The organism is Mycobacterium sp. NPDC003323, from assembly GCF_053589535.1.
Window position 1 is genome coordinate 93,250 of the sequence record NZ_JBSFSB010000002.1, and the last position, 21,397, is coordinate 114,646.

Sequence of the window (21,397 nt, forward strand, 5' to 3'; positions counted from 1 at the left end):
ACGACTGACCGTTCACCGCACCTGACACCCGTTTCGGCATGTTCACCTGGGGGAACACTTCGGTTGTGACCTGAGTCTCAATACGCTTTCTCCCAGTTGCGGAACACAGTCGAACAGTCAGGAGCATCGCGGTGCCCACCACCGAAAGCAGGCCGGCCCCCACCGGTCAAGAGTTCATCGCCATGCAGGCGAGTCCGGAATTCCAGGAGCTGCGCAGCAGGTTGCGGCGGTTCGTCTTCCCGATGACGGCGTTCTTCCTCGTCTGGTACGGCCTGTACGTACTGCTGGGCGCGTTCGCCCACGACTTCATGGCCACCAAGGTGTTCGGTGACGTCAACGTCGGGCTGATCATCGGCCTGGGCCAGTTCGTGACGACGTTCGTCATCACCGGCCTCTACGTCCGCTTCGCCAACCGCGAGCTGGACCCCCGCGCCGCCGCCATCCGCGAGGAGCTGGAAGGACCGATCCAGTGACCTACCTCGCAGCGACCGAGGCGGTCGGCAATCCGATCGCCAACATGGCCATCTTCGGCCTCTTTGTCGTCGTCACCATGGTCGTGGTGATCCGGGCCAGCAACAAGAACGCGACCGCGGCGGAGTTCTTCACCGGCGGCCGCGGATTCTCCGGACCCCAGAACGGCGTCGCCATCGCCGGCGATTATCTTTCGGCGGCAAGCTTCCTCGGCATCGCCGGGGCCATCGCCGTCTACGGCTACGACGGCTTCCTCTACTCGATCGGCTTCCTGGTGGCCTGGCTAGTGGCCCTGCTGCTGGTCGCCGAACTGCTGCGCAACACCGGAAAGTTCACCATGGCCGACGTGTTGAGCTTCCGGCTCAAGCAGCGCCCGGTCCGGGTCGCCGCCGCCACGTCGACACTGACGGTGTCGCTGTTCTATCTGCTGGCGCAGATGGCCGGTGCCGGTGGTCTGGTGGCGCTGCTGATGAACGTCAACAGCAAGAGCGGGCAGGCGCTGGTGATCGCCGTCGTCGGCATCCTGATGATCGTCTACGTCCTGGTCGGTGGCATGAAGGGCACCACCTGGGTGCAGATCATCAAGGCCGTCCTGCTGATCGCCGGCGCCGGGATCATGACCGTGATGGTGTTGACCAAGTTCGGGCTCAACTTCTCCGAGATCCTGACCTCGGCGCAGACAGCGATCACCGGTTCGGCCAGCGAGGCGGTGGCCGGCCGTGACGTGCTCGCCCCGGGCGCACAGTACGGCGGATCGCTGACCAGCCAGATCAACTTCATCTCGCTGGCGCTGGCCCTGGTGCTGGGCACCGCGGGTCTGCCGCACGTGCTGATGCGGTTCTACACCGTGCCGACGGCCAAGGAGGCGCGCCGGTCCGTCGTCTGGGCCATCGCGCTGATCGGCGCCTTCTACCTGTTCACCCTGGTGCTGGGCTACGGCGCCGCCGCACTGGTCGGACCGGACCGCATCCTCGGCGCCGCCGGCGGCGTCAACTCCGCGGCCCCGCTGCTGGCCCTGGAACTGGGCGGTGTGGTCCTGCTGGGCATCATCTCCGCGGTCGCCTTCGCCACCATCCTGGCCGTGGTGGCCGGGCTGACTATCACCGCGTCGGCGTCGTTCGCCCACGACATCTACGCCTCGGTGTTGAAGTCGCACAAGGTGACCGAGGACGAGCAGGTGAAGGTCTCCCGCATCACCGCGGTGGTGCTGGGCATCCTGGCCATCGGGCTGGGCATCCTGGCCAACGGACAGAACGTGGCCTTCCTGGTGGCACTGGCCTTCGCCATCGCCGCGGCGGCCAACCTGCCGACCATCGTCTACTCGCTGTACTGGAAGCGGTTCAACACCCGCGGCGCGCTGTGGAGCATGTACGGCGGCCTGATCTCCACACTGGTGCTGATCATCTTCTCCCCCGCGGTGTCGGGCACCAAGACCGCGATGATCCCGGGCGTGGACTTCTCCTGGTTCCCGCTGGCCAACCCGGGCATCGTGTCGATCCCGCTGGCGTTCCTGCTGGGCATCGTCGGCACGCTGACCTCCAAGGACACCGGTGATCCCGCGATCAACGCCGAGATGGAGGTCCGCTCCCTGACCGGGGTGGGCGCCGAGAAGGCGGTCGCGCACTAGCGACCCGGAACTACCGGACCGGCGGCGGCGTTGTTCACACTCGTGAACACCCGCCGCCGGTTCGCGTTCGCCGCCCTGGCCTATACCTTCGCCGTCACGATGCTCGGCACGACCGTGCCCACCCCGATGTACGCGCTCTACGGCGAACAGATGCACTTCGCCGTGTTCACCACCACGGTGGTGTTCGCGGTCTATGCCCTCGGGGTGCTCGCCGCGCTCCTGGTCGCTGGGAGTTGGTCCGATGTGTTGGGCAGGCGACCGGTGCTGCTGGCCGGGATCGCTTTCGCGATGGCCAGTTCGGTGGTATTCCTGTTCGCCGACAACATCGCCATGCTGCTCGTGGGCCGGCTGCTCTCCGGCTTGTCGGCGGGACTGTTCACCGGCACGGCGACGGCCGCGGTCGTGGAATCGGTGCCCGCCGAGCGACGCGACCAGGCGGCCACCGTCGCCACCATGGTCAACATCGGAGGCCTGGGCAGCGGGCCGGTGCTGGCCGGCCTGCTCGTGCAATATGCGCCGCAGCCGTTGCTGCTGTCGTTCATCGTGCACATCGCACTGCTGCTGCTGGCCGTCCCCGCGGTGCTGCTCGCCCCGGAGACTTCCGGCGGGGCCGGCCGCATCACGTTGCAGCGGTTGGCGATACCGGCCGAGGTCCGCGCCGTGTTCGTCACCGCCGCGACGGCCGCCTTCGCCGGGTTCGCGGTCACCGGACTGTTCGCCGCGGTCGCGCCGGCGTTTCTCGCCGAGGTGATCGGCGTGGACAACCACGCCGTGGGCGGGGCGGTGTCGGGTTCGATCTTCCTGTCCTCGGCAGTGGCACAACTTCTCGGGCGCCGCATCCCGCCCACCCGGGCGGTGGCACTGGGCTGCGCCATCCTGGTCATCGGCATGATCATCCTGGCTGTGGCACTGTCGGTTTCGTCGCTGCCGGGCATCATCGCCGCGGCGGTCGTGGCCGGTGTCGGACAGGGCATCAGTTTCAGCCGCGGCCTGGCCGCGGTCGTCGAGCAGGTCCCCGACCGACGCCGCGGCGAGGTCAGCTCGACCTACTTCGTGGTGGCCTACGTGGCGATCGCGCTGCCCGTGGTCGGCGTCGGCGTGGCCGCGCAGGCCTGGGGGCTGCGCACCGCCGGTGAGGCTTTCGCCGCCGCGATTGCCGTACTGGCGCTGTTCTGCCTGGTGTCGATCGTCGTGCAGAAGCGGCGCGCCGACAGTTGAGTGGTTCTACTCAGGTCCGACACCGCGACCCGGCCTAGATTCGGGTGATGCCGACCGCAGCGTTTCCCACCGTGGCTCAGGTGCACGCGGGCACCCCCGCCGACCGTGATCGCGCCATCGACGTCATCCGCATCACCGCACTGCTCGGCGTGGTCACGGGGCACACCGTCATGGCCACCAGCATCATCCGTGACGATGTCTTCGTCTGGGAGAACCTGCTGACGACCTCGGTGCTGTTCCAGGCCTTGACGTGGGTGTTCCAGATCATGCCGCTGTTCTTCTTCGCCGGTGTGGCCGCCGGCGCCCACCGCGGTGACTGGGGCGCCTGGCTGCTGCGGCGGTGCACCCGGTTGTATCGGCCGGTCTTCTACTACCTGGCGTTCTGGGCCGTCGCGCTGATGGTGGGACACCGGGTGCTGCCCATCCACGTCTACGAGCCCATCGCCGGGATCTCCATCCAACTGCTGTGGTTCCTGGGTGCCTATGTGCTGGTGCTGGCCGCGGTGCCGCTGCTCGACCGCGTCCGCACGCCGGGTCGTCTGGCCGCGGCGGTGGCCGGGTTGTACGGTCTGGTCGTCCTGGTGGACTTCATCCGGCTCGGCGATCCCGGCTGGGCGCCGCTGGGCTACCTGAACCTGATGGTATGGCTCATTCCCGGGCTGTTCGGGGTGGCCTACCGCCACCGGTTGCTGACCGTGGCGCAGGCGACGATGGCGGGTGCGGTGATGCTGGCGGTGAACCTCGCGCTGGTGCGGTTCGGACCGTATGAGCTGAGCCTGGTCGGTATCGAGGGCCAGCAGCTGACGAACATGATGCCGCCATCGCTGTTGCTGGCCGGGCACGCAATCATGATGTGCGCGTTCGCGATCGCCGCGGCACCGGCGATCAGCCGGTGGGCCCGACGTCCCCGGGTCTGGTGGCTGACCGTCGTCGGTAACAGCGGTGCGATGACGCTGTATCTGTGGCACATCCCGGCGTTGCTGGGCATGCACCTGGCGTTCGACATGCTGGGTCGGCCCCGCTACCCGGGCCAACCGCATTTCCTCGCGCTCAGCATCGCGCAACTGGTCATCATGGCGATCCTGGTGGCCGCACTGTTCGTGTTGCTGCGCCCGGTGGAGAACGACCCGCTCCCCCTCTGGGACGGCGGCGTCGTCGAGCACCGGCGCAGTGTGGCCGTCGGTGTGCTGCTGTGCATCGCCGGCGCGGCGACACTGGCCTCCTGCGTATGGGGCCTGAAGGACCTTGGCCTGTACTGCGTGGCCGTCATGCTCGCCGCGCTGGTCGGCGCCCGCGCGCTGGCTTAGCCGCTCTTGCGCCGGAATTCGCGACGGTTCTCCACCGGACCGTGCGCCCCACGGGCCTGCTTGCGGCCGCCGTCGGCATGCGATGTCCCGCCGCCGGCCTGGGCCTTCTTGCGCTCCAGCGCCTCCCGGAACTTGCGCTTGGTGTCGTCTTCGGGAGTCTGATCGGCCATGGCGTCAGCCTAGCCCCGTCAGCGCAATCCGGGCGGCATCCCGTACAGATGGGTGATCGGCAGGGTGAGCAGCACCCGGCGGTCGTCGACCATGGCGCGGCGGTAGTCGTCCCAGTCCGGGTGCTCACCGGCGATGTTGCGGTACAACGCAATCAGACCCTCGACGGTGTCATCGTGCGGGTTCGCCGCGGGTGGGGTCAGCACCGCGTCACCCTCGGCGACCGCATAGGACCAGCCGTCGTCGGAGGACACGTGCACCGAGGCGCGTGGGTCACGACGCAAGTTGCGGGTCTTGGCGCGCGGTTCGGTGATCGACACGCAGATGGCAGTGTTGCGAGCGTCGAACCAGTACGAGACGTTGGACAGCTGCGGCCGGCCGTCCCGTTTGATGGTGGCCAGCACACCGAGGGAGTTCCCACTGATCAGTGCCAGCAGCTTGTCGTCGAAAACCAGGCGGCCCATCACACGAGCCTACGACTCTACGATCGGAGACATGAGTGGGATCGACGGAACCAGTTTGGAAGGAGTGTCCGCGACGACGTTGTGGACCCTGCACAACCGAGGCACCGAGGCCAAGCGGTCCGACGGGGTGATCCGCGATCCCTGGGCGGTCAGCCTGTTCGACGCGATCGACTACGACTACCGCAAGTTCGGCAAACCCAATCAGTCACACGCCCTGCGCGCCCGCGCCTTCGACGCCGCGGCCACCGAGTACCTGCGCGCACATCCCAGGGCGTCCGTCGTGGCCCTGGCCGAGGGTTTGCAGACGAGTTTCTGGCGGTTGGCCCGCGCCGGAGTGGCCGACGAATTGACCTGGTATTCCATCGATCTGGAACCGGTGATGGAACTGCGACGAAAGTTGCTGCCGCGCGACGACCGGATCGTCGAACTGGCCCAGTCGGCGTTGGATCGCAGCTGGATGAACCGCATCGATCCGTCCGACGGTGTCTTCATCACCGCCGAGGGCCTGCTGATGTACCTGGAGCCGGAGGATTCGCTGGGCCTGATCGCCGATTGCGCCGCCCGCTTCCCCGGTGGGCAGTTCATGTTCGACTCCATCCCACATTGGTTCAGTCGCAAGACCTTGACGGGGCTGCGGTTGTCGGACCGCTACCTCACCCCGGCCATGCCGTTCGCGCTCGACACCGACGAGGCACTGGCCCTGGCGGGCACCATCGACGGCGTGCGCACCGCCCGCGATGTGCACTACCCGCCCGGTCGCGGGCTGTGGCGGCTGGCCACCCGACCGGTGCTCGACGGTATCGGTCCGATCCGGCGCAGCAGACCGAGCATGACGCTGCTTGAGTTCGCGCACCCGTCGGTACCCTCGGTGCAGTGACCTCCCCGAGAGCCGATGCCAGCACCCTGACCGGGGTGTCCGAGACCGCCCTGCTGACATTGAAGGTGCGCGCCACCGAGGCCGCCCGCGCCGATCGCATCATCGACGACCCGCAGGCCGTCGCACTGGTCGAGGCGATCGACTTCGATTTCGCCAAGTTCGGTTTCGTCGGCCGCCAAGACATGGCGCTGCGGGCGCGCGCCTTCGACCGGGAGACCTCGAAGTACCTGCGCGACCATCCCGCGGCCACCGTCATCGCGCTGGCAGAGGGCCTGCAGACCAGCTTCCACCGTCTCGACGCCGGCGATGTCGGCCACGAGTTCCGTTGGCACACCGTCGATCTGCCGCCCATCGTGGCGCTGCGAGAAAAATTGTTGCCACCGTCGGACCGGGTGACGGTCAGCGCCCAGTCGGCACTGGACTACAGCTGGATGGATGCCGTCGACGCCACCGACGGGGTGTTCATCACCGCCGAGGGTCTGCTGATGTATCTGCAGCCCGCCGAGGCGCTGGGTCTGATCGCCGCGTGTGCCGAGCGCTTCCCCGGTGGGCAGATGATGTTCGACCTGCCGCCCCATTGGTTTGCGTGGTGGGCGCGCAAGGGTCTGCTGCGGCCGTCACTGCGCTACAAGGTGCCGCCGATGCCGTTCAGCCTCTCGGTCGCGGGCGCCGCCGATCTGGTGAACACGGTGGCCGGGGTGCGGGCCGTGCACGACATCCCGATGCCCACCGGTCGCGGCACGGTGCTCAATACACTGCTGTGGGCTGCGCACCGGTTGCCGCTGCTGGATCCGGTGCGCCCGGTGCTGACCCGGCTGGAATTCGGCTGAACCGCAGGGACGGGTCGGTGACCGGGCCGTTGCGCAGCACCTCGACATCGGTGCGGTAGTTCATCGTCATCGTCCACGGTCCGGCTGTCCCCTGGCGGGGCAATTCGTCGATGACACGCTGGACGTAGCCCGCCGCGAAGTCGAGTAACGGCCGCGTCGGCATCTGCGCATCCTCGACCGGACGCACCTGGTCGTATCCGTAGGTGTCCATATGGGTCAGCAACCGGCAGAAGTGTTCGCACAGCAGGCCGACCTTGAGCGTCCACGACGAATTGGTGTAGCCGAACGCAAAGGCAAAGTTCGGTATCCCGCTGAGCATGATGCCCTTGTAGGCCACAGTCTGGGACAGGTCGACCGGTTCGCCGTCGACGGTGAGCGTCATCCCGCCGAACAGCTGTATGTTCAATCCGGTGGCGGTCACGATGATGTCGGCGTTCAGTTCGCGGCCCGACGCCAGCCGGATCCCGGTCTCGGTGAAGGTGTCGATCCGGTCGGTCACCACCGAGGCGCTGCCGGCGCCGATGGCATCGAACAGGTCACCGTCGGGCACCGCGCACAACCGCTGGTCCCACGGGTCGTAGTCGGGGTTGAAATGCTCGTCGACCGGATAGCCCGCGGGCAGCTTGCCGGCGTTGATCCGGCGGATCAACCGGCGGGCCGCGGTCGGGTATTTCTGGCAGAAGGTGTACACGGCGCGCTGCTTGAGGATGTTCTTGGCGCGTGCCAGGGCATAGCCACGGTCATCGCCGAGCAGTCTGCGGGCGGCGTTGGCGAACCCGTCACGCGAGGGCACCGGCATGACGTAGGTCGGTGAGCGCTGCAGCATCGTGACGTGCCCGGCGGTCGGGGCCATCGAGGGCACCAGCGTCACCGCGGTCGCCCCGCTGCCGATGACGACGACGTCCTTGCCGGTGTAATCCAGGTCCTCGGGCCAGTGCTGGGGATGCACGAGTTGGCCGCCGAAGCGCTCACTGCCCGCGAACTCGGGGGTGAAACCCTGGTCGTAGCGGTAGTACCCGCCGGCGCAGAACAACCAGTTCGCACAAAGCTGGATCAGCTCGCCGTCATGCTCCACATCGACGGTCCAGCGGGCTCGGGCGCTGTCCCACGCGGCGCCGAGCACCTTGTGCCGGAAGCGGATTCGCTGCCCGATACCGTTCTCGTCGACGGTCTCACGAAGGTAGGCCAGAATCTTGTCGGCGGTGGCGATGGCACGCTCGTCGCGCCAGGGCTTGAACTCGTAGCCGAAGGTGTGCAGGTCGGAGTCGGAGCGGATGCCTGGATATCGGAACAGGTCCCAGGTGCCGCCGGTGGCCTCGCGGGCCTCCAGGATGGCGTACTCGCGGCCGGGATGCTCACGCTGCAGGTAGTAGGCGGCGCCGATGCCGGAGATGCCCGCGCCGACGATGAGAACGTCAACTGAATCCATGCTCCGATGGTGACGAGCCGAAGCACCACCGCGATAGGGCAGATCGACCCACATTCGCCGAATACTGGTGCTATCTGCACCGGCACCCTACGCTGCGAACATGACCACGACGCTGCCGTCGCCGCGGGTTCGTGACCTCATCCGGCAATGCGCGCAGATCGTCGTCAACGCCCGCCCGGAATGGCTCGACGAACTCGATGCGGCCGTGCTGGAGGCCAGCCCCGCCATCGCCGCCGATCCGGAATTGGCCGCGGCGGTGAGCCGCAGCAACCGGGCCAATCTGTTCTTCTGGGCCACCGCCAACGTCCGCGATCCCGGGGCGCCGGTCCCACCCAACACCGGTCCCGAGCCGTTGAGCATCGCCCGCGAACTGGTGCGGCGCGGTGTCAGCGGTTCACCGCTGGAGGCCTATCGGGTCGGCGAGGGTGTGGCCTGGCGCCGGCTGATGGACATCGCCTTCGAACTCACCTCCGACCCCGCCGAACTGCACGAACTGCTGCAGACCTGCTCACGCTCGATCAGCGCGTTCGTCGACGCCACGCTGGCGGGCATCGCCGGACTGATCGAGATGGAGCGTGACGAGCTCACTCACGGCACCCACGCCGAACGACGCGAGACCGTCGCATTGCTGCTGGAGGGCGCCCCCATCCCGCAGGCCCGCGCCGAGAGCCGGCTCGGCTATGCGCTGACCGGGAACCACACCGCGGCCGTGTTGTGGACCGGCGGGCCCGACGCCGACCTGGCCCAGCTCGATCACGCGGCCGAGGCGGTCGGGCGCGTCGCCGGGGGGCGCCCGTTGAGCGTGCTGGCCAGCAGCGCCACCCGGTGGGTGTGGGCGCCCGGACCGGTGGACACCACCGCACTCGCCGAGGCGATCGGCGAAGTGCGGGTGGCTGTGGGCACCACCGGTCGCGGGGTGGACGGATTTCGGCGCAGCCACTTCGAGGCGATCACCACTCAGCAGATGGTCACCCGCTTGCATTCCCGCCAGCAGATCGCCCGCTTCACCGATGTGGAACTCGTCGCGCTGATCACCGCCGATCCCGACCGCGCGGCCGTGTTCGTCGACCGGGTGCTGGGCGACTTCGCCGGCGCATCGGCCGAATTACAGGACACCGTGCGGGTTTTCGTCGCGACGCAGTGCAATGCCGCCCGGGCGGCCGCGCGGTTGTTCACCCACCGCAACACGTTGCTGCGCAGGCTCGCCCGCGCCGAGCAGATGCTGCCCGCCCCACTGGCCGACAACACCGTCGAGGTGGCCGTGGCGCTGGATGTGCTGCGCTGGACCGGCTAGTCGAACGCGCCGTCCAGATAACGCACGGCCTCATCCTTGCCCAGCCCCAACCCCTTGGCGACCTCGGCGAAGGCGTGCGCGGCGGCGGCCATCGCGTTGTCGGCCGGGTCGACCCTTGCCACGAATGTGCCGAAACGCCCTCGGGTTTCGAGGACGCCGGCGGCCTCCAGCTCGCGGTAGGCCCGCGCCACCGTGTTGACCGCCAGCCCGAGTTGCCCGGCCAGGTCCCGGACGGTGGGCAACCGGGTGCCCGGCTCCAGCGTGCCGTCGCGCACCGCGTCGATGATTTGGGTGCGGAGCTGGTCGAACAGCGGCGCCGCCGCGTCGGCGTCCAGCCGTACCCAGTCCCCCAGACCTCCCACCGGCCCAGTATCGCGCACACGCGCTACTTTGGTGAGGTGCGAGTGACGTTGCTGAGTGGGGCGGGCATGTCCGCTGAGAGCGGGGTGCCGACGTTTCGCGACGTCGAGACGGGGTTGTGGGCGCATGTGGACCCGTATGAGATCTCCAGCAGCGACGGCTGGCAGCGCCACCCCGAGCGGGTGTGGGCCTGGTATCTGTGGCGGCACTACATGATGAGCGCCGTCGACCCGAACCCCGGACATCTCGCGGTGGCCGCCTGGGAGGACTACGCCGAGGTGCATGTGGTCACCCAGAACGTCGACAACCTGCACGAACGCGCGGGCAGCACCCGGGTGCACCACGTGCACGGCAGCCTGTTCGAATTCCGTTGCGATCGTTGCGGATCACCGTTCACCGGTGAACTACCGGCCATGCCGGAGCCGGTGGAGGTCGTCGAACCGCCGCGGTGCGCGTGCGGTGGACTGATCCGGCCCAACGTGGTGTGGTTCGGCGAGGGCCTGCCCGATGACGCCTGGGACGCCTCGGTGGAGGCGGTCGCCAAGGCCGACGTGGTGATCGTGGTGGGCACGTCGGCGGTGGTCTATCCGGCCGCCGGCCTGCCCGAGGCCGCGATCGCCAACGGGATCCCGGTCATCGAGGTCAACCCCGCCCCGACACCGCTGTCGGCGGCGTGCACCGCCGTGGTGCGCGAGACCTCGGCCACCGCGCTGCCGCAGCTGCTGCAACGCCTGCCCGAGCTCATCGGCTAGCTGCGCACCGCCCGCCCGATCGCGAACTCCGAGACCGGCACCGGCGCCCACGCCGGGACCGCCCACTCGCGGCGCGAACCGGCCACCGTGAACCCGGCACCGGCGATGGTCGCCTCGGTGTTGCGGTGGGTGTGGCAGTTGCCGAGCAGTCGCGGCCAGACGGTGGCGTCGGCCACCCGCTGCAACACGGCGCGGCCACCGGTGCCCGCCACGTGTTCCAGGTAGCGCAGCTCACCCCCGGGACGCAGCACCGAGAACAACTGGCGCACAACGCTGTCCGGCTCGTCGACCGAGCAGAGCACCAGCGAGCACACCACCGCGTCGAACTCGGCGGGCAGGAGCGCAGCGACTGGGGATTCAGTGCCGGCACCGGCGGCGAACTCCTCGATGGTGGCGGTGCTGACGGTCACCGGCACCGGCGCCGCCGCGGCGGCCTTGCGGGCCACCTCGGCCAGCCGGCGCTCGGGTTCCAGGGCGATGACCTCGGTGACGCCGGCGGGATAGTGCGCGAAGTTGGTGCCGGTGCCTGCGCCGACCTCCAGCACCCGACCGCTGAGCCCGGCGAGGTTCTCGGTGCGCAACCGGCGCAGCGATTCGGGTTCATGACCCGACATCAGCGTCCAGAGCCGGGCGAAGAACGGGTTGTCGACGATATCGGTCATGATCTCAGCTTCTCCAGTTTCGCGATCGTCTCTTCCGGAGTGGCGTCCGATCCCACGATGCCATAGACGATGCGCCCGCAACAGACCGCGCTGAGCACCCGGTCGGCGAACTCTTCGACGTCTCCCCACGGCAGATAGGGCTTGGCGATCAGCAGGGCGGCGACCCCGTGCACCGCCGTCCATAGCTCCAGTGCGGCGGTGGTCGAATCCCCCTGCGGATAAATGCCTTCGGCCATCAACGCCTCGACCGAGGCACGCATGTGCACGAACGCCGAACTGGCCAACGTCACATCGACATCACTGCCGGGGCGGCCCTCCCCCATCGTCGCGATGCGGTACAGCTCCGGGGTCTGCCGCGCGAAGCGCACGTAAGCCAGTCCCTGTGCGCGCAACACCTCGATGGTCGAGGTGTGATCGGCCGCGACGCGCTGCATCTCCTCGTCGAGTTTCTCGAAGTACCGTGCGCAGACGGCGTCCAGCAGCGCATTCTTGTCGGCGAAGTGCAGATAGATCGACGGGGAGGTGACCCCGACCCGCTGCGCCACCGCGCGGATGGACACCGCCTTGGCGTGCCCGGTCTCCAGCAGCAGATCGGTGGCGGCGTCGAGGATCTCGTCACGCAACTGGTCACCGGATCCGCGCGCGGCGCGGCGTCGTCTCAATTGTGGGGCGGACACGCTAACCAGTGTCCGCCACCGACGCCGGAACCCTTCGCACAGGTTCGGACTCGCTGATACCGATGCGCTCATGCAAGGCCACCAGTGGTCTCGGCGCCCACCAGTTCCAGCCGCCGAGCACGTGCATGAACGCCGGTACCAGCACCATCCGCACCAGGGTCGCGTCGACCAGCACGGCCAGCGTCAGCCCGACGCCGAACATCCGCATGAAGGACACCTCGGCGGCGATCAGCGCCGCGAAGGAGATGGACATGACCAAGGCGGCCGCGGTGATGACGCGGCCGGTTCGGGCCAGCCCGAGGGCGACGGCCTCGTCGTTGTCGGCGTGCACCGACCCGCCGTCGCGCAGCGCCAGCCAGTTCTCCCGGATGCGGGCCAGCAGGAACACCTCGTAGTCCATGGACAGACCGAAGGCGATGCAGAACAACAGCACCGGCATGTTGGCCACCAGCGTGCCGGTCGGGGTGGTCCCGAGCGCACCGAGGTGTCCGTCCTGGAAGATCCACACCAGCGCGCCGAATGCGGCGGTGAGCGAAAGGATGTTCAGCACAATGGCTTTGAGCGGCAACACGACGCTGCCGGTCATCAGGAACAGTAACCCGAAGGTGATCACCGCGATCAGTCCGAGCACCCAGGGCAGCCGCTCGGTGATGGCGGTGACGCTGTCCCGGTTGACTTGCGCGATACCGGCCAGTTGCACCGATCGCCCATCCGGACCGGTGACCGCATGCAGCGCGTCGAGCTGACGTTCGGACGCGTCGGAGAACAACGGCGCGGTGCTCGCAACGGTGAGAAACGCGCTGCCCTCGGCGATGCCGGTGGCTGCGATCGGCGGTCCGGTCTTGCGGCCGTCGACGAAGGCCCCCGTCGGGCTTGAGACGGCAGCGACGTCGGGAACGCGGGACAGTTCGGCGGCATAGCGCTCGACCTGGGCGGGGGTGAGCCCGTCGGCGTCGGGAATGACGGCGGTGACCGCGGTGGCGGAGTTGTCGGCGAAGTCGTCGCGCAGCTGATCGCCGACCTGATGCGCCGAGGCCGAGGCCGGTAACACCCGATCATCGGGGAAGCCCCATTTCACGCCGAGGAACGGTGCGCCGAGGACCAGCAGCAGGAGCACCACGGTCAGACCGAGCGGGATGGCGCGGCGCATCACGCCGTGTGTCCAGCGGTACCAGAACTGGTGCTCGACGGGTTTGGGCGTCCGGTCGCGTCGGAAGACGTTCAACGCGTCGAGGCGGTCGCCGAGCAGCCAGATGGCGGCCGGGGTCACGACGATGGCGGCGACGGCGGCGAAGGCGACGGTGGCCACGCCGGCGTAGGCGAAGGATTTCAGGAAGTACATCGGGAACAGCAGCATCGCGGCCATCGACAGCGCGACCGTCGTCGCCGAGAAGATCACGGTGCGACCCGCGGTGGCCATGGTGCGGGAGAGCGCCCGGTCTCGGGTGGCGCCGTCGGCCAGCTCGTCGCGGTAGCGGCTGATGATCAGCAAGGTGTAGTCGATGGCCAGTGCCAGCCCCATCGCGATGGACAGGTTCAGCGCGAAGATCGAGACGTCGGTGGTGAAGGTGATCAGCCGCAGCACCGACATCGACCCGACGATCGCGAAGACGCCGACCGCCATCGGCAGGGCGGCGGCCACCAGCCCTCCGAACACCCAGACCAGTACCAGGAAGCTGAGCGGGATGGCGATCGCCTCCATGCGCAGTAGGTCGCGTTCGGTCTGCGCGTTGATCTGGGCGTAGACCATGGCGGTGCCGCCGGAGCGCACGGTCACGCCCGGGCGGTCGTGTGCCAGTTCGTCGGACAGCGCCTCGGCGTACTTCTGCGCGTCGTTCTCGCCGCCGGTGATGCCGGCGGCGATCAAACCTGCAGTGCCGTCGCGGCTGAGCAGTTCGGCGGCCGCACCCGGCGGCGCGGTCCACGCCGAGTTGACCTGGGCCACATGTGGGGACTGTTCCAACCGGTCGACGATCTGGCGCGCGGCCGCGGTTGCGGCCGGATCCATGGCACCGGCGGGTGAGCTCACGGTGAACAGCAACTGCATATCGCCCTGGTCGAACTTCTCGGTGAGCAGCGCCGTGGCCGCCGACGACTCGGACGTCGGGTCCTGAAAGCCACCCGCGGACAGCGTCTTGGCGACCGGTACGCCGAAGATGGCGGCGGCCGCCAGCACCAGGGCGGCAAGGGCCAGCACCCGACGCGACGCCGTCATGGAGATGCGGGCGATGCGGTTCAACACGAGACGTCCTTCCCTTCTGCTATCGACGTTAAGTTAACAGCGATAAGTCAGGATTGGCAACGGGCCTTTCGGGCGAGACACGATGCCGGCGGGTCGGCGGTTCAGCTTCGGGGTTCGCGCTGTCGCCACGTCTGGACATACGTGGTTTCAGCCTGGTCGAGCCCCGCCTCACCAGGCTGAAGCCCGGCAGGTGTTTCCGCCCCGCGGGCATACGCCAGTTCAGCCGGGTGAAGCCGGCGCGAACGAAACTGAAACCAGGTAGATAGCGACCCAACCCACGGCGAGCCGGGGTGGCGATGCGGACCCAGCGGACCGGCGGGCATACGTGGCTTCAGCCTGGTCGAGCCCCGCCTCAACAGGCTGATGTCAGGTAGACATTCCGGCCCGCAGACCTACCTGGCGTCAGTCCAGCGACGTCAATGCCGACGAAACTGAAATCAGGCAGATGCCGCACGCGGGATCCGTTGACCCGAGTGCGGAACGCCAAGCTTCAGCTGGCACCCGGACATACGTGGCTTCAGCCTGGTCGAGCCCGGCTCCGGCAGGCTGAAGCCAGGTAGACATTCCGGTCCCCAGACCTACGTAGTTTCAGCCCAGCGAGAATGACACGCAGGCGACTGAATCCACGCACGAAGCCCACCCCTGACTAAGTCACACCAGTCTCATTAGTCACAAAAGTAACGCCCGTCACACGCTCACAGCGCAGTCGACCTACTGGTGAGTAAGAGTTTGCTGAGACACCCGTCGAAACCACCGGTCTCGGCAAACCCGAGAATTCGATGTTTAGAGTTGCGAAACACCGAAACCACGCAGCTCAGGCCGCATTTTGGCCGTCGCGAAATCCGATGTTTAGAAACTGCCAGCAGCGTCAACCTACCCGGCGGTAAGAATTGCCACGAAACTCCGAACCGGGCCTCAAGGAACCCTTAATCACCGGCCATACGCTTAATGTCATGTGGATCGACGACACCAGTGCCGATGTCATCAAGGTTGATTTCGACGCCCTGTACCACGGGGACGTCCTGGTCGAGGGTGACACCTCCGAGCAGTTTCCAGATCTCGCTGCCGCAGTCTGACAGCGAGGCCCTGACGCGGCCCATCCGGAGACGTCAGGCGCTCCAGACATAAAGAACCGCCCGATCGAACACCGCGAGTCTCTTCGCGGGCTCGACCGGGCGGTTCTTGTTTTCCGACCTATTCCGACCTAGGCGGAGGCCTGCTCGGGCTCGTCCAGCGAGACCATGTCGGCCAGCCGACCGGTGATGATGTCCTCGGCCTCGTCGACGATGCGGCTGATGAGCTCGTCGACCGTCGGGATGTCGTGGATCAGGCCCATGACTGTGCCCGCCGTCCAGATGCCGGCGTCGATATCGCCGTCATCGAACACCTTGCGCCCACGCACACCGGCGACCAGATCCTTGACGTCCTCGAACTGACCGCCGTCCTTGAGGATCTGCACCACCTCACGCGAGACGGCGTTGGAGGCCACCCGCGCGGTGTTGTGCAGGCTGCGGAAGATCAGTTCGGTGCCCCGCTCGTCAGTGGCCACGATGGCCTCCTTGACGTTCTGGTGGATGCAGGACTCGACGGTGCACATGAACCGGGTGCCCATGTTGATACCGTCGGCGCCCAACGCCAGCGCCGCCACCAGGCCGCGCGCATCACCGAAACCTCCCGAGGCGATCATCGGGATCTCGATCTCCTTGGCCGCGGCCGGGATCAGCACCAGGCCCGGCACATCGTCCTCACCCGGATGTCCCGCGCATTCGAAACCGTCGATGCTGATGCCGTCCACGCCCAGGGTCTGCGCCTTGACCGCGTGGCGCACCGAGGTGCACTTGTGCAGCACCTTGATGCCGTTGTCGTGGAACATCGGCAGATGCGGCGCCGGGTTGGATCCCGCGGTCTCGACGATCTTGATGCCGGAGTCGACGATCACCTGGCGGTACTCGTCATACGGCGGCGGGTTGATCGCCGGCAGGATCGTCAGGTTCACCCCGAACGGCTTGTCGGTCAGGTCCCGGGTCTTGGCGATCTCGTTGGCCAGGTCGGCCGGGGTCGGCTGGGTCAGCGCGGTGATGAACCCCAGACCGCCCGCGTTCGCGACGGCCGCGACCAGCTCGGCGCGACCGACCCACTGCATACCGCCCTGAGCGATCGGATGTTCGACACCGAAGGCCTCGGTGAACTTGGTAACCAGTGCCATATCAGTTCCTTTACCTGGGAGCCATACGGATCGCGCCATCCAACCGGATGACCTCACCGTTGAGCATCGGGTTTTCCACGATATGCACGGCCAGGGCGCCGTATTCGTCGGGGTCACCCAGGCGGGCCGGGTGCGGCACCTGCGCGCCCAGCGACTTCTGGGCCTCCTCGGGCAGCGAGCCCAGCAGCGGGGTCTTGAACAGGCCCGGGGCAATGGTATTGACGCGAATCAGGCTGCGCGACAGGTCACGGGCGATGGGCAGCGTCATGCCGACCACGCCACCCTTGGATGCCGAGTAGGCGGCCTGACCGATCTGGCCGTCGAACGCGGCGACCGAGGCGGTGTTGATGATGACGCCACGCTCCTCACCCTTGAGCGGTTCGGTCTTGGCGATCCGCTCGGCGGTCAACCGCAGCACGTTGAAGGTGCCGAGCAGGTTCACCTCGACGACCTTGCGGAAACCGTCCAGCGGGAACGGGCCTTCCTTACCGAGGGTCTTGATCGCGTTGCCGATGCCCGCGCAGTTGACGTTGATGCGCACCGGGCCGAGTGACTCGGCGATGTCGAGCGCCTTGGCGACGGCGTCCTCGTCGGTGACGTTGGCGGCGACGAACTTGGCGCGCTCACCCAGTTCGGCGACCGCTTCCTCACCCTTGAGGTCGATGACGACGACCGACGCGCCGGCGTCGAGCAGTCGCTTGGTGGTGGCCAGGCCGAGCCCGGAGGCCCCACCGGTGACGACCGCTACCGAATCCTTGATTTCCACGTGTTGTGTTCCTTCCTTGTTAGGTCGTTGCGGGCGCTATGCCCAGTCTTTGAGGACGGCCTCGTTGTCGGCGCCGACCAGCGGCGGCGGGCTGGGCACGTCCGGCTGGGTGCGCGAGAAACGCGGCGCCGGCATCGGCTGCAACCCGTGCTGGGTCTCGTAGAACGTCGAGCGCGCGGCGATGTGCGATTCGTCGAGCACCTCTCCGAAGGCCAAAACCGGTGTCGCACAGGCATCCGAGCCGGCGAACACCGCCGCCCACTCGTCGCGGCTCTTGGTCTTGAACACGTCGGTGAACGCGGCGCGCAGTTCCTCCCAGCGGCTCATGTCGTTCTGCGCGGGCAGATTCGCGGCGTCCAGGCCGAGCTTGTCCAGCAGCTCGGCGTAGAACTGCGGTTCGATCGCGCCGATGGCGAAGTACTTGCCGTCGGCGGTCTCATAGGTGTCGTAGTACGGCGCACCGGTGTCGAGCATGTTGGTGCCGCGCTCATCCGACCACAGCCCCTGCGCACGGAAGGCCCACATCATCTGGATCAGCACCGAGGAGCCGTCGATCATGGCGGCATCGACCACCTGCCCCTTGCCCGAGGTCTGCCGCTCCCACAGCGCCGACAGGATGCCCAGCAGCAGGAACATGGATCCGCCACCGAAGTCACCGACCAGGTTCAGCGGCGGAACGGGGCGCTCACCCTTGCGCCCGATCGCATGCAGCACGCCGTTGAGCGAGATGTAGTTGATGTCGTGTCCGGCCTGCAGGGCGCGCGGCCCCTGCTGACCCCATCCCGTCATCCGGGCGTAGATCAGCTTTTCGTTGACCTTCGCGCAATCCTCGGGCCCCAGACCGAGTCGTTCGGTGACGCCGGGCCGGAAACCCTCGATGAGCACATCGGCCTTGGCGACGAGATCGAGCACGAACTGGCGCCCCTCAGCGGATTTCAGATCCGCGGTGACCGAGCGCCGGTTGCGCAGCATGGCGTCCTTGATGGCGCCGTTGGTCGCCGTCGGGCGGTCGACGCGTACGACGTCGGCTCCCAGATCGCCCAGAATCATCGCGGCGTGCGGGCCGGGACCGATACCGGCCAATTCGACGACTCGCAATCCTTGCAGTGGTCCCGCCATGCCTACCGTCCTTCGTCGTTGAGTACTGAGTAGTTGACCGCCGACATAGCTTACTTGTATAACCAAGTCGACCGGCCGCGGGCAACCCACCCCGCCAGACCTGAGGGCGTACCCATGACGTATCGCAGCATCGATCAGTTGACCGTGGAGCTCGCCGACGGCGTGCTGTCGGTGACCCTGAATCGGCCCGACACGCTGAACTCGTTGTCGGAGGCCATGCTGACCGGTATCGCCGAGGCCCTCGAGCAGGCCGCCACAGATCCCGCGGTCCGCGTCGTGAAGTTGGCCGGCGCGGGCCGCGGTTTCAGCTCCGGTGCCGGGATCAGCGAGGAGGACGTCTCCGCCAAGTCCGTGAACGGACCCGAGGTCGTGCTCGACGCCGCCAACCGCGCCGTGCGCTCGATCGTCGCACTGCCCAAGCCGGTCGTCTCGGTGGTGCAGGGCCCGGCCGCCGGCGTCGGGGTGTCGCTGGCGATCGCGTGCGATGTGGTCCTGGCCTCGGAGAAGGCGTTCTTCATGTTGGCGTTCACCAAGATCGGCCTGATGCCCGACGGTGGCGCCTCGGCGTTGGTCGCCGCGGCCGTCGGCCGGATCCGCGCCCAGCGGATGGCATTGCTGGCCGAGCGGATCACCGCCGCCGAGGCCTACGACTGGGGTCTGGTCACCTCGGTGCACGCTCCCGACGAACTGGATGCCGCGGTCGACAAGGTGCTCGGCACGCTGGCCAACGGCCCGGCCGTCGCACTGCGCAAGACCAAGCAGGCCGTCAACGACGCCACCCTGACCGAACTGGAGGCGGCGATCGGGCGCGAGCGCGAGGGCCAGCTGATCCTGCTGACCTCCAAGGATTTCGCCGAGGGCACCAAGGCCTTCCAGGAAGGGCGCGCCGCGAAGTTCAGCGACGCATAATTCGGTGGACTGAGTGCCGCCGCTGCGCGACCATCGATTGCGTGAGTACGCAATTGGGCGGCGGTGGCTGGCGCGTACTCGCCCCCTTCCGGATCCGCGAGTACCGGCTGCTGATCGCGGCGGTGTCGCTGTCCATCTTCGCCGAGGGCATGTGGGCCGTGGTGATGGCGCTGCAGGTCATCGAGCTCGACAACGATCCGACCTCGTTGTCGATCGTCGCGACCTGCCTGGGCGTCGGTCTGGTGAGCTTCGTGCTGATCGGCGGTATCGCCGCCGACCGGCTCGACCAGCGCCGCATCATCATCGCCGTCGAGACGGTCAACGTCATCGCGGTCTCGGTGGTGGCGACGCTCAGTTCGCTTGACCTGCTTAAGGTTTGGCATTTGGCGGTGGCGGCCGGCACGCTCGGCATCGCGGCGGCCTTCTTCTTCCCGGCCTACAGCGCGATCCTGCCGCGCATCCTGCCGCCCGAACAGCTGCTGGCCGCCAATGGTGTCGAGGGCGTGGTGCGCCCGGTGTTCCAGCGGGCGGTCGGACCGGCAGTCGCGGGCATCGTGGTGGGCGCGACCATGCCCTCGGTCGGTGCCGTCGTGGTCGCCGTGCTGTTCGCGATCGGTCTGGCACTGCTGCTGGCCACCCGATCACCGGCCGAACCCGCCGACCCCGATGTCGAGCGCCCGCATGTGCTGCGCGATCTGCGCGACGGATGCGCCTTCGTGGTGCGCACGCCGTGGGTGTTGGCGACGCTACTGTTCGCCAGCGTCTTCGTGCTGGTGGTGCTGGGGCCCATCGAGGTGCTGCTGCCCTTCATCGCCCAGGAGCGGTTCTCCGACGGTGCCCGCAGTTACGGATTCATCCTGGCGTTCTTCGGTGTCGGCAGCGCCGTCGGTGCGCTGGTGGTGTCCTCGCGCCGACTGCCGCGGCGCTACCTGACGGTGATGATGGCGATGTGGGGACTCGGCTCGCTGCCGCTGGTGATCATCGGCACCACATGGTCATTCGGCTGGATGGCGCTGGCATCGTTCGCCGTGGGCATCACCGACGGCGCCGGCATGGTCATCTGGGGCACACTGCTGCAACGACGGGTGCCGCGCGCGATGCTGGGACGGGTGTCCAGCCTGGACTTCTTTGTCTCCCTAGCCTTCATGCCGGTGTCGTTCGCGATCGTCGGCCCGCTGTCGAAGGTGGTGTCGATGGAGGCCATCTTCATCGTCGCCGGCGTGGTGCCCGCGGTGATCGGGACGGTGGCGTGGGCCGCGGCGAAGATGCCCCGCGACGAGATCGCGCATCCGCTCGACCAGTAGCGCTCAGACGCCGAAGATCGGCGGCAACGCCAGCACCATTACCAGTCCCCAGAAGAAGTGGACCAGCATGGACGCCAGCACCCCGCCGGTGGCACGGCGCAGGAACGCACACACCGAACCCAGGATGATCGCGGCGAAACCGAGCATCGGGTTACCCGTGGTGGCCGCGGTGGCGATCACGTACAACACCGTCGACGTCAGCACGGGACGGTGCCGCAGCAGCGCCGTGTACACCGAGCCGCGGAAGAACATCTCCTCGGCGAGTCCGTTGATCACAGTGATGAACACGATCAGATACAGCGGCCCGGCGTTGGAGTACTGCAACACGTCCCGGATGTAGTCGTTGACCCCCGGGATCTCGCGCGCCACCAAGCCGCCCACCACGAACGCCGCGCCGAGGCCCAGCCCGATCGCGGTCCCGGTGATGACGGGACGTCTGGCGCGTCCGTGGAAATCGACCCGACCCATGTGCAATGGGCCGGACAGGTATGCGCCCAGGGCCCACACCCCGGCCAGCGCGAGGGTGAGCCAGATGAACGTGTCGTCTCCGGGCGGTCGACTCAACGAGTAGCCGAGCAACGCCGCGCCGACCAGCAGGACGGCGGCGACCACGAACTTCCTTCTGCCGACCACCGCGGGAGTCTCCTCGGAGGGTGGCGCCTTCCTGGCCGCGATCCTGCGCAGCTCGCCGGTCCAGCCCGTCGGAGAAGTCACG

22 protein-coding genes are annotated in these 21,397 nt (G+C 67.7%); 11 read left to right on the plus strand and 11 right to left on the minus strand.

From position 1 onward, the window contains the following. Window positions 1-182: 182 nt before the first annotated feature. The 4 genes from ACWDUN_RS07175 to ACWDUN_RS07190 all read left to right on the plus strand — a co-directional run bounded on the left by ACWDUN_RS07175 (window position 183) and on the right by ACWDUN_RS07190 (window position 4,623). Window positions 183-473, plus strand: coding sequence for a DUF485 domain-containing protein (locus tag ACWDUN_RS07175; RefSeq protein WP_449927765.1), 291 nt, complete (start codon window positions 183-185; stop codon window positions 471-473). Between the two features lie 44 nt (window positions 474-517). After that, window positions 518-2,098: a solute symporter family protein gene (locus tag ACWDUN_RS07180; protein WP_449927767.1), complete on the plus strand. Its 1,581-nt coding sequence runs from the start codon at window positions 518-520 to the stop codon at window positions 2,096-2,098. A 99-nt stretch (window positions 2,099-2,197) separates the two neighbouring features. After that, window positions 2,198-3,316, plus strand: a complete 1,119-nt coding sequence (locus tag ACWDUN_RS07185; protein WP_449927769.1) for an MFS transporter — start codon at window positions 2,198-2,200, stop codon at window positions 3,314-3,316. A 47-nt stretch (window positions 3,317-3,363) separates the two neighbouring features. After that, complete coding sequence (locus tag ACWDUN_RS07190; RefSeq protein WP_449926579.1) at window positions 3,364-4,623, plus strand: acyltransferase family protein; 1,260 nt, start codon at window positions 3,364-3,366, stop codon at window positions 4,621-4,623. Here ACWDUN_RS07190 and ACWDUN_RS07195 read toward each other — a convergent pair. Both ACWDUN_RS07195 and ACWDUN_RS07200 read right to left on the minus strand, forming a co-directional pair. Beyond that, the gene (locus tag ACWDUN_RS07195) at window positions 4,620-4,793 is read right to left on the minus strand and encodes a DUF5302 domain-containing protein (protein ID WP_449926582.1); all 174 of its coding nucleotides are present in this window, start codon (window positions 4,791-4,793) and stop codon (window positions 4,620-4,622) included. The two genes, ACWDUN_RS07190 and ACWDUN_RS07195, sit on opposite strands and share 4 nt — an antisense overlap. A gap of 18 nt (window positions 4,794-4,811) precedes the next feature. Beyond that, a complete protein-coding gene (locus tag ACWDUN_RS07200; protein ID WP_449926585.1) occupies window positions 4,812-5,255 on the minus strand; it encodes a PPOX class F420-dependent oxidoreductase in 444 nt (147 codons plus the stop codon). Window positions 5,256-5,286: 31 nt separating this feature from the next. Between ACWDUN_RS07200 and ACWDUN_RS07205 the strand changes: the two genes are divergently transcribed. Both ACWDUN_RS07205 and ACWDUN_RS07210 read left to right on the plus strand, forming a co-directional pair. Then, a complete protein-coding gene (locus ACWDUN_RS07205) occupies window positions 5,287-6,132 on the plus strand; it encodes a class I SAM-dependent methyltransferase (RefSeq protein ID WP_449926587.1) in 846 nt (281 codons plus the stop codon). Continuing rightward, the gene (locus ACWDUN_RS07210) at window positions 6,129-6,962 is read left to right on the plus strand and encodes a class I SAM-dependent methyltransferase (RefSeq protein ID WP_449926589.1); all 834 of its coding nucleotides are present in this window, start codon (window positions 6,129-6,131) and stop codon (window positions 6,960-6,962) included. Before ACWDUN_RS07205 ends, ACWDUN_RS07210 begins: the two co-directional genes overlap by 4 nt. On the opposite strand, the gene ACWDUN_RS07215 is transcribed toward ACWDUN_RS07210, so the two are convergent. Continuing rightward, entirely contained in the window at window positions 6,880-8,391 is a 1,512-nt protein-coding gene (locus ACWDUN_RS07215) for a flavin-containing monooxygenase (protein ID WP_449926592.1), read from the minus strand. The two genes, ACWDUN_RS07210 and ACWDUN_RS07215, sit on opposite strands and share 83 nt — an antisense overlap. Window positions 8,392-8,491: 100 nt before the next feature. Here ACWDUN_RS07215 and ACWDUN_RS07220 point away from each other — a divergent pair, with 100 nt between their 5' ends. Further along, window positions 8,492-9,685, plus strand: coding sequence for a PucR family transcriptional regulator (locus tag ACWDUN_RS07220; RefSeq protein ID WP_449926595.1), 1,194 nt, complete (start codon window positions 8,492-8,494; stop codon window positions 9,683-9,685). Here the strand turns inward: ACWDUN_RS07220 and ACWDUN_RS07225 are convergent. Further along, the gene (locus ACWDUN_RS07225) at window positions 9,682-10,047 is read right to left on the minus strand and encodes a GntR family transcriptional regulator (RefSeq protein ID WP_449926598.1); all 366 of its coding nucleotides are present in this window, start codon (window positions 10,045-10,047) and stop codon (window positions 9,682-9,684) included. The genes ACWDUN_RS07220 and ACWDUN_RS07225 overlap by 4 nt on opposite strands. Window positions 10,048-10,083: 36 nt before the next feature. Between ACWDUN_RS07225 and ACWDUN_RS07230 the strand changes: the two genes are divergently transcribed. Continuing rightward, window positions 10,084-10,797, plus strand: a complete 714-nt coding sequence (locus tag ACWDUN_RS07230) for an NAD-dependent deacylase (protein ID WP_449926601.1) — start codon at window positions 10,084-10,086, stop codon at window positions 10,795-10,797. Here ACWDUN_RS07230 and ACWDUN_RS07235 read toward each other — a convergent pair. Genes ACWDUN_RS07235 through ACWDUN_RS07245 form a run of 3 tightly spaced genes read right to left on the minus strand, consistent with a single transcriptional unit; the run spans window position 10,794 to window position 14,378 of the window. Next, the gene (locus ACWDUN_RS07235) at window positions 10,794-11,459 is read right to left on the minus strand and encodes a methyltransferase domain-containing protein (protein WP_449926604.1); all 666 of its coding nucleotides are present in this window, start codon (window positions 11,457-11,459) and stop codon (window positions 10,794-10,796) included. The two genes, ACWDUN_RS07230 and ACWDUN_RS07235, sit on opposite strands and share 4 nt — an antisense overlap. Then, window positions 11,456-12,136 (minus strand): TetR/AcrR family transcriptional regulator, encoded by a 681-nt coding sequence (locus ACWDUN_RS07240; protein ID WP_449926607.1) that lies wholly within the window; start codon window positions 12,134-12,136, stop codon window positions 11,456-11,458. Before ACWDUN_RS07240 ends, ACWDUN_RS07235 begins: the two co-directional genes overlap by 4 nt. Before the next feature lies 1 nt (window position 12,137). Further along, on the minus strand, window positions 12,138-14,378 hold the full coding sequence (locus ACWDUN_RS07245; RefSeq protein ID WP_449926610.1) for an MMPL family transporter: 2,241 nt from the start codon (window positions 14,376-14,378) through the stop codon (window positions 12,138-12,140). Window positions 14,379-15,331: 953 nt separating this feature from the next. Between ACWDUN_RS07245 and ACWDUN_RS07250 the strand changes: the two genes are divergently transcribed. Further along, complete coding sequence (locus ACWDUN_RS07250; protein ID WP_090363461.1) at window positions 15,332-15,454, plus strand: hypothetical protein; 123 nt, start codon at window positions 15,332-15,334, stop codon at window positions 15,452-15,454. Between the two features lie 128 nt (window positions 15,455-15,582). Here ACWDUN_RS07250 and ACWDUN_RS07255 read toward each other — a convergent pair whose 3' ends face one another. From ACWDUN_RS07255 to ACWDUN_RS07265, 3 genes are read right to left on the minus strand one after another with little or no spacing between them, the layout of a single operon-like run. Then, window positions 15,583-16,584 carry an NAD(P)H-dependent flavin oxidoreductase gene (locus tag ACWDUN_RS07255; protein ID WP_449926615.1) on the minus strand — a complete coding sequence of 334 codons (1,002 nt, stop codon included), beginning with the start codon at window positions 16,582-16,584 and terminating at the stop codon, window positions 15,583-15,585. Between the two features lie 10 nt (window positions 16,585-16,594). After that, a complete protein-coding gene (locus ACWDUN_RS07260) occupies window positions 16,595-17,350 on the minus strand; it encodes a 3-hydroxyacyl-CoA dehydrogenase (protein ID WP_449926618.1) in 756 nt (251 codons plus the stop codon). Window positions 17,351-17,386: 36 nt separating this feature from the next. After that, complete coding sequence (locus ACWDUN_RS07265; RefSeq protein ID WP_449926620.1) at window positions 17,387-18,469, minus strand: CaiB/BaiF CoA transferase family protein; 1,083 nt, start codon at window positions 18,467-18,469, stop codon at window positions 17,387-17,389. A gap of 114 nt (window positions 18,470-18,583) precedes the next feature. On the opposite strand from ACWDUN_RS07265, the gene ACWDUN_RS07270 reads away from it, so the two are divergent. After that, window positions 18,584-19,378 carry an enoyl-CoA hydratase gene (locus ACWDUN_RS07270; RefSeq protein WP_449926622.1) on the plus strand — a complete coding sequence of 265 codons (795 nt, stop codon included), beginning with the start codon at window positions 18,584-18,586 and terminating at the stop codon, window positions 19,376-19,378. Between the two features lie 41 nt (window positions 19,379-19,419). After that, entirely contained in the window at window positions 19,420-20,682 is a 1,263-nt protein-coding gene (gene tet(V) / locus ACWDUN_RS07275) for a tetracycline efflux MFS transporter Tet(V) (RefSeq protein WP_449926624.1), read from the plus strand. 3 nt (window positions 20,683-20,685) lie between these two features. Here tet(V) and ACWDUN_RS07280 read toward each other — a convergent pair whose 3' ends face one another. After that, window positions 20,686-21,396 (minus strand): CPBP family intramembrane glutamic endopeptidase, encoded by a 711-nt coding sequence (locus tag ACWDUN_RS07280; RefSeq protein ID WP_449926626.1) that lies wholly within the window; start codon window positions 21,394-21,396, stop codon window positions 20,686-20,688. Window position 21,397 lies beyond the last annotated feature (1 nt).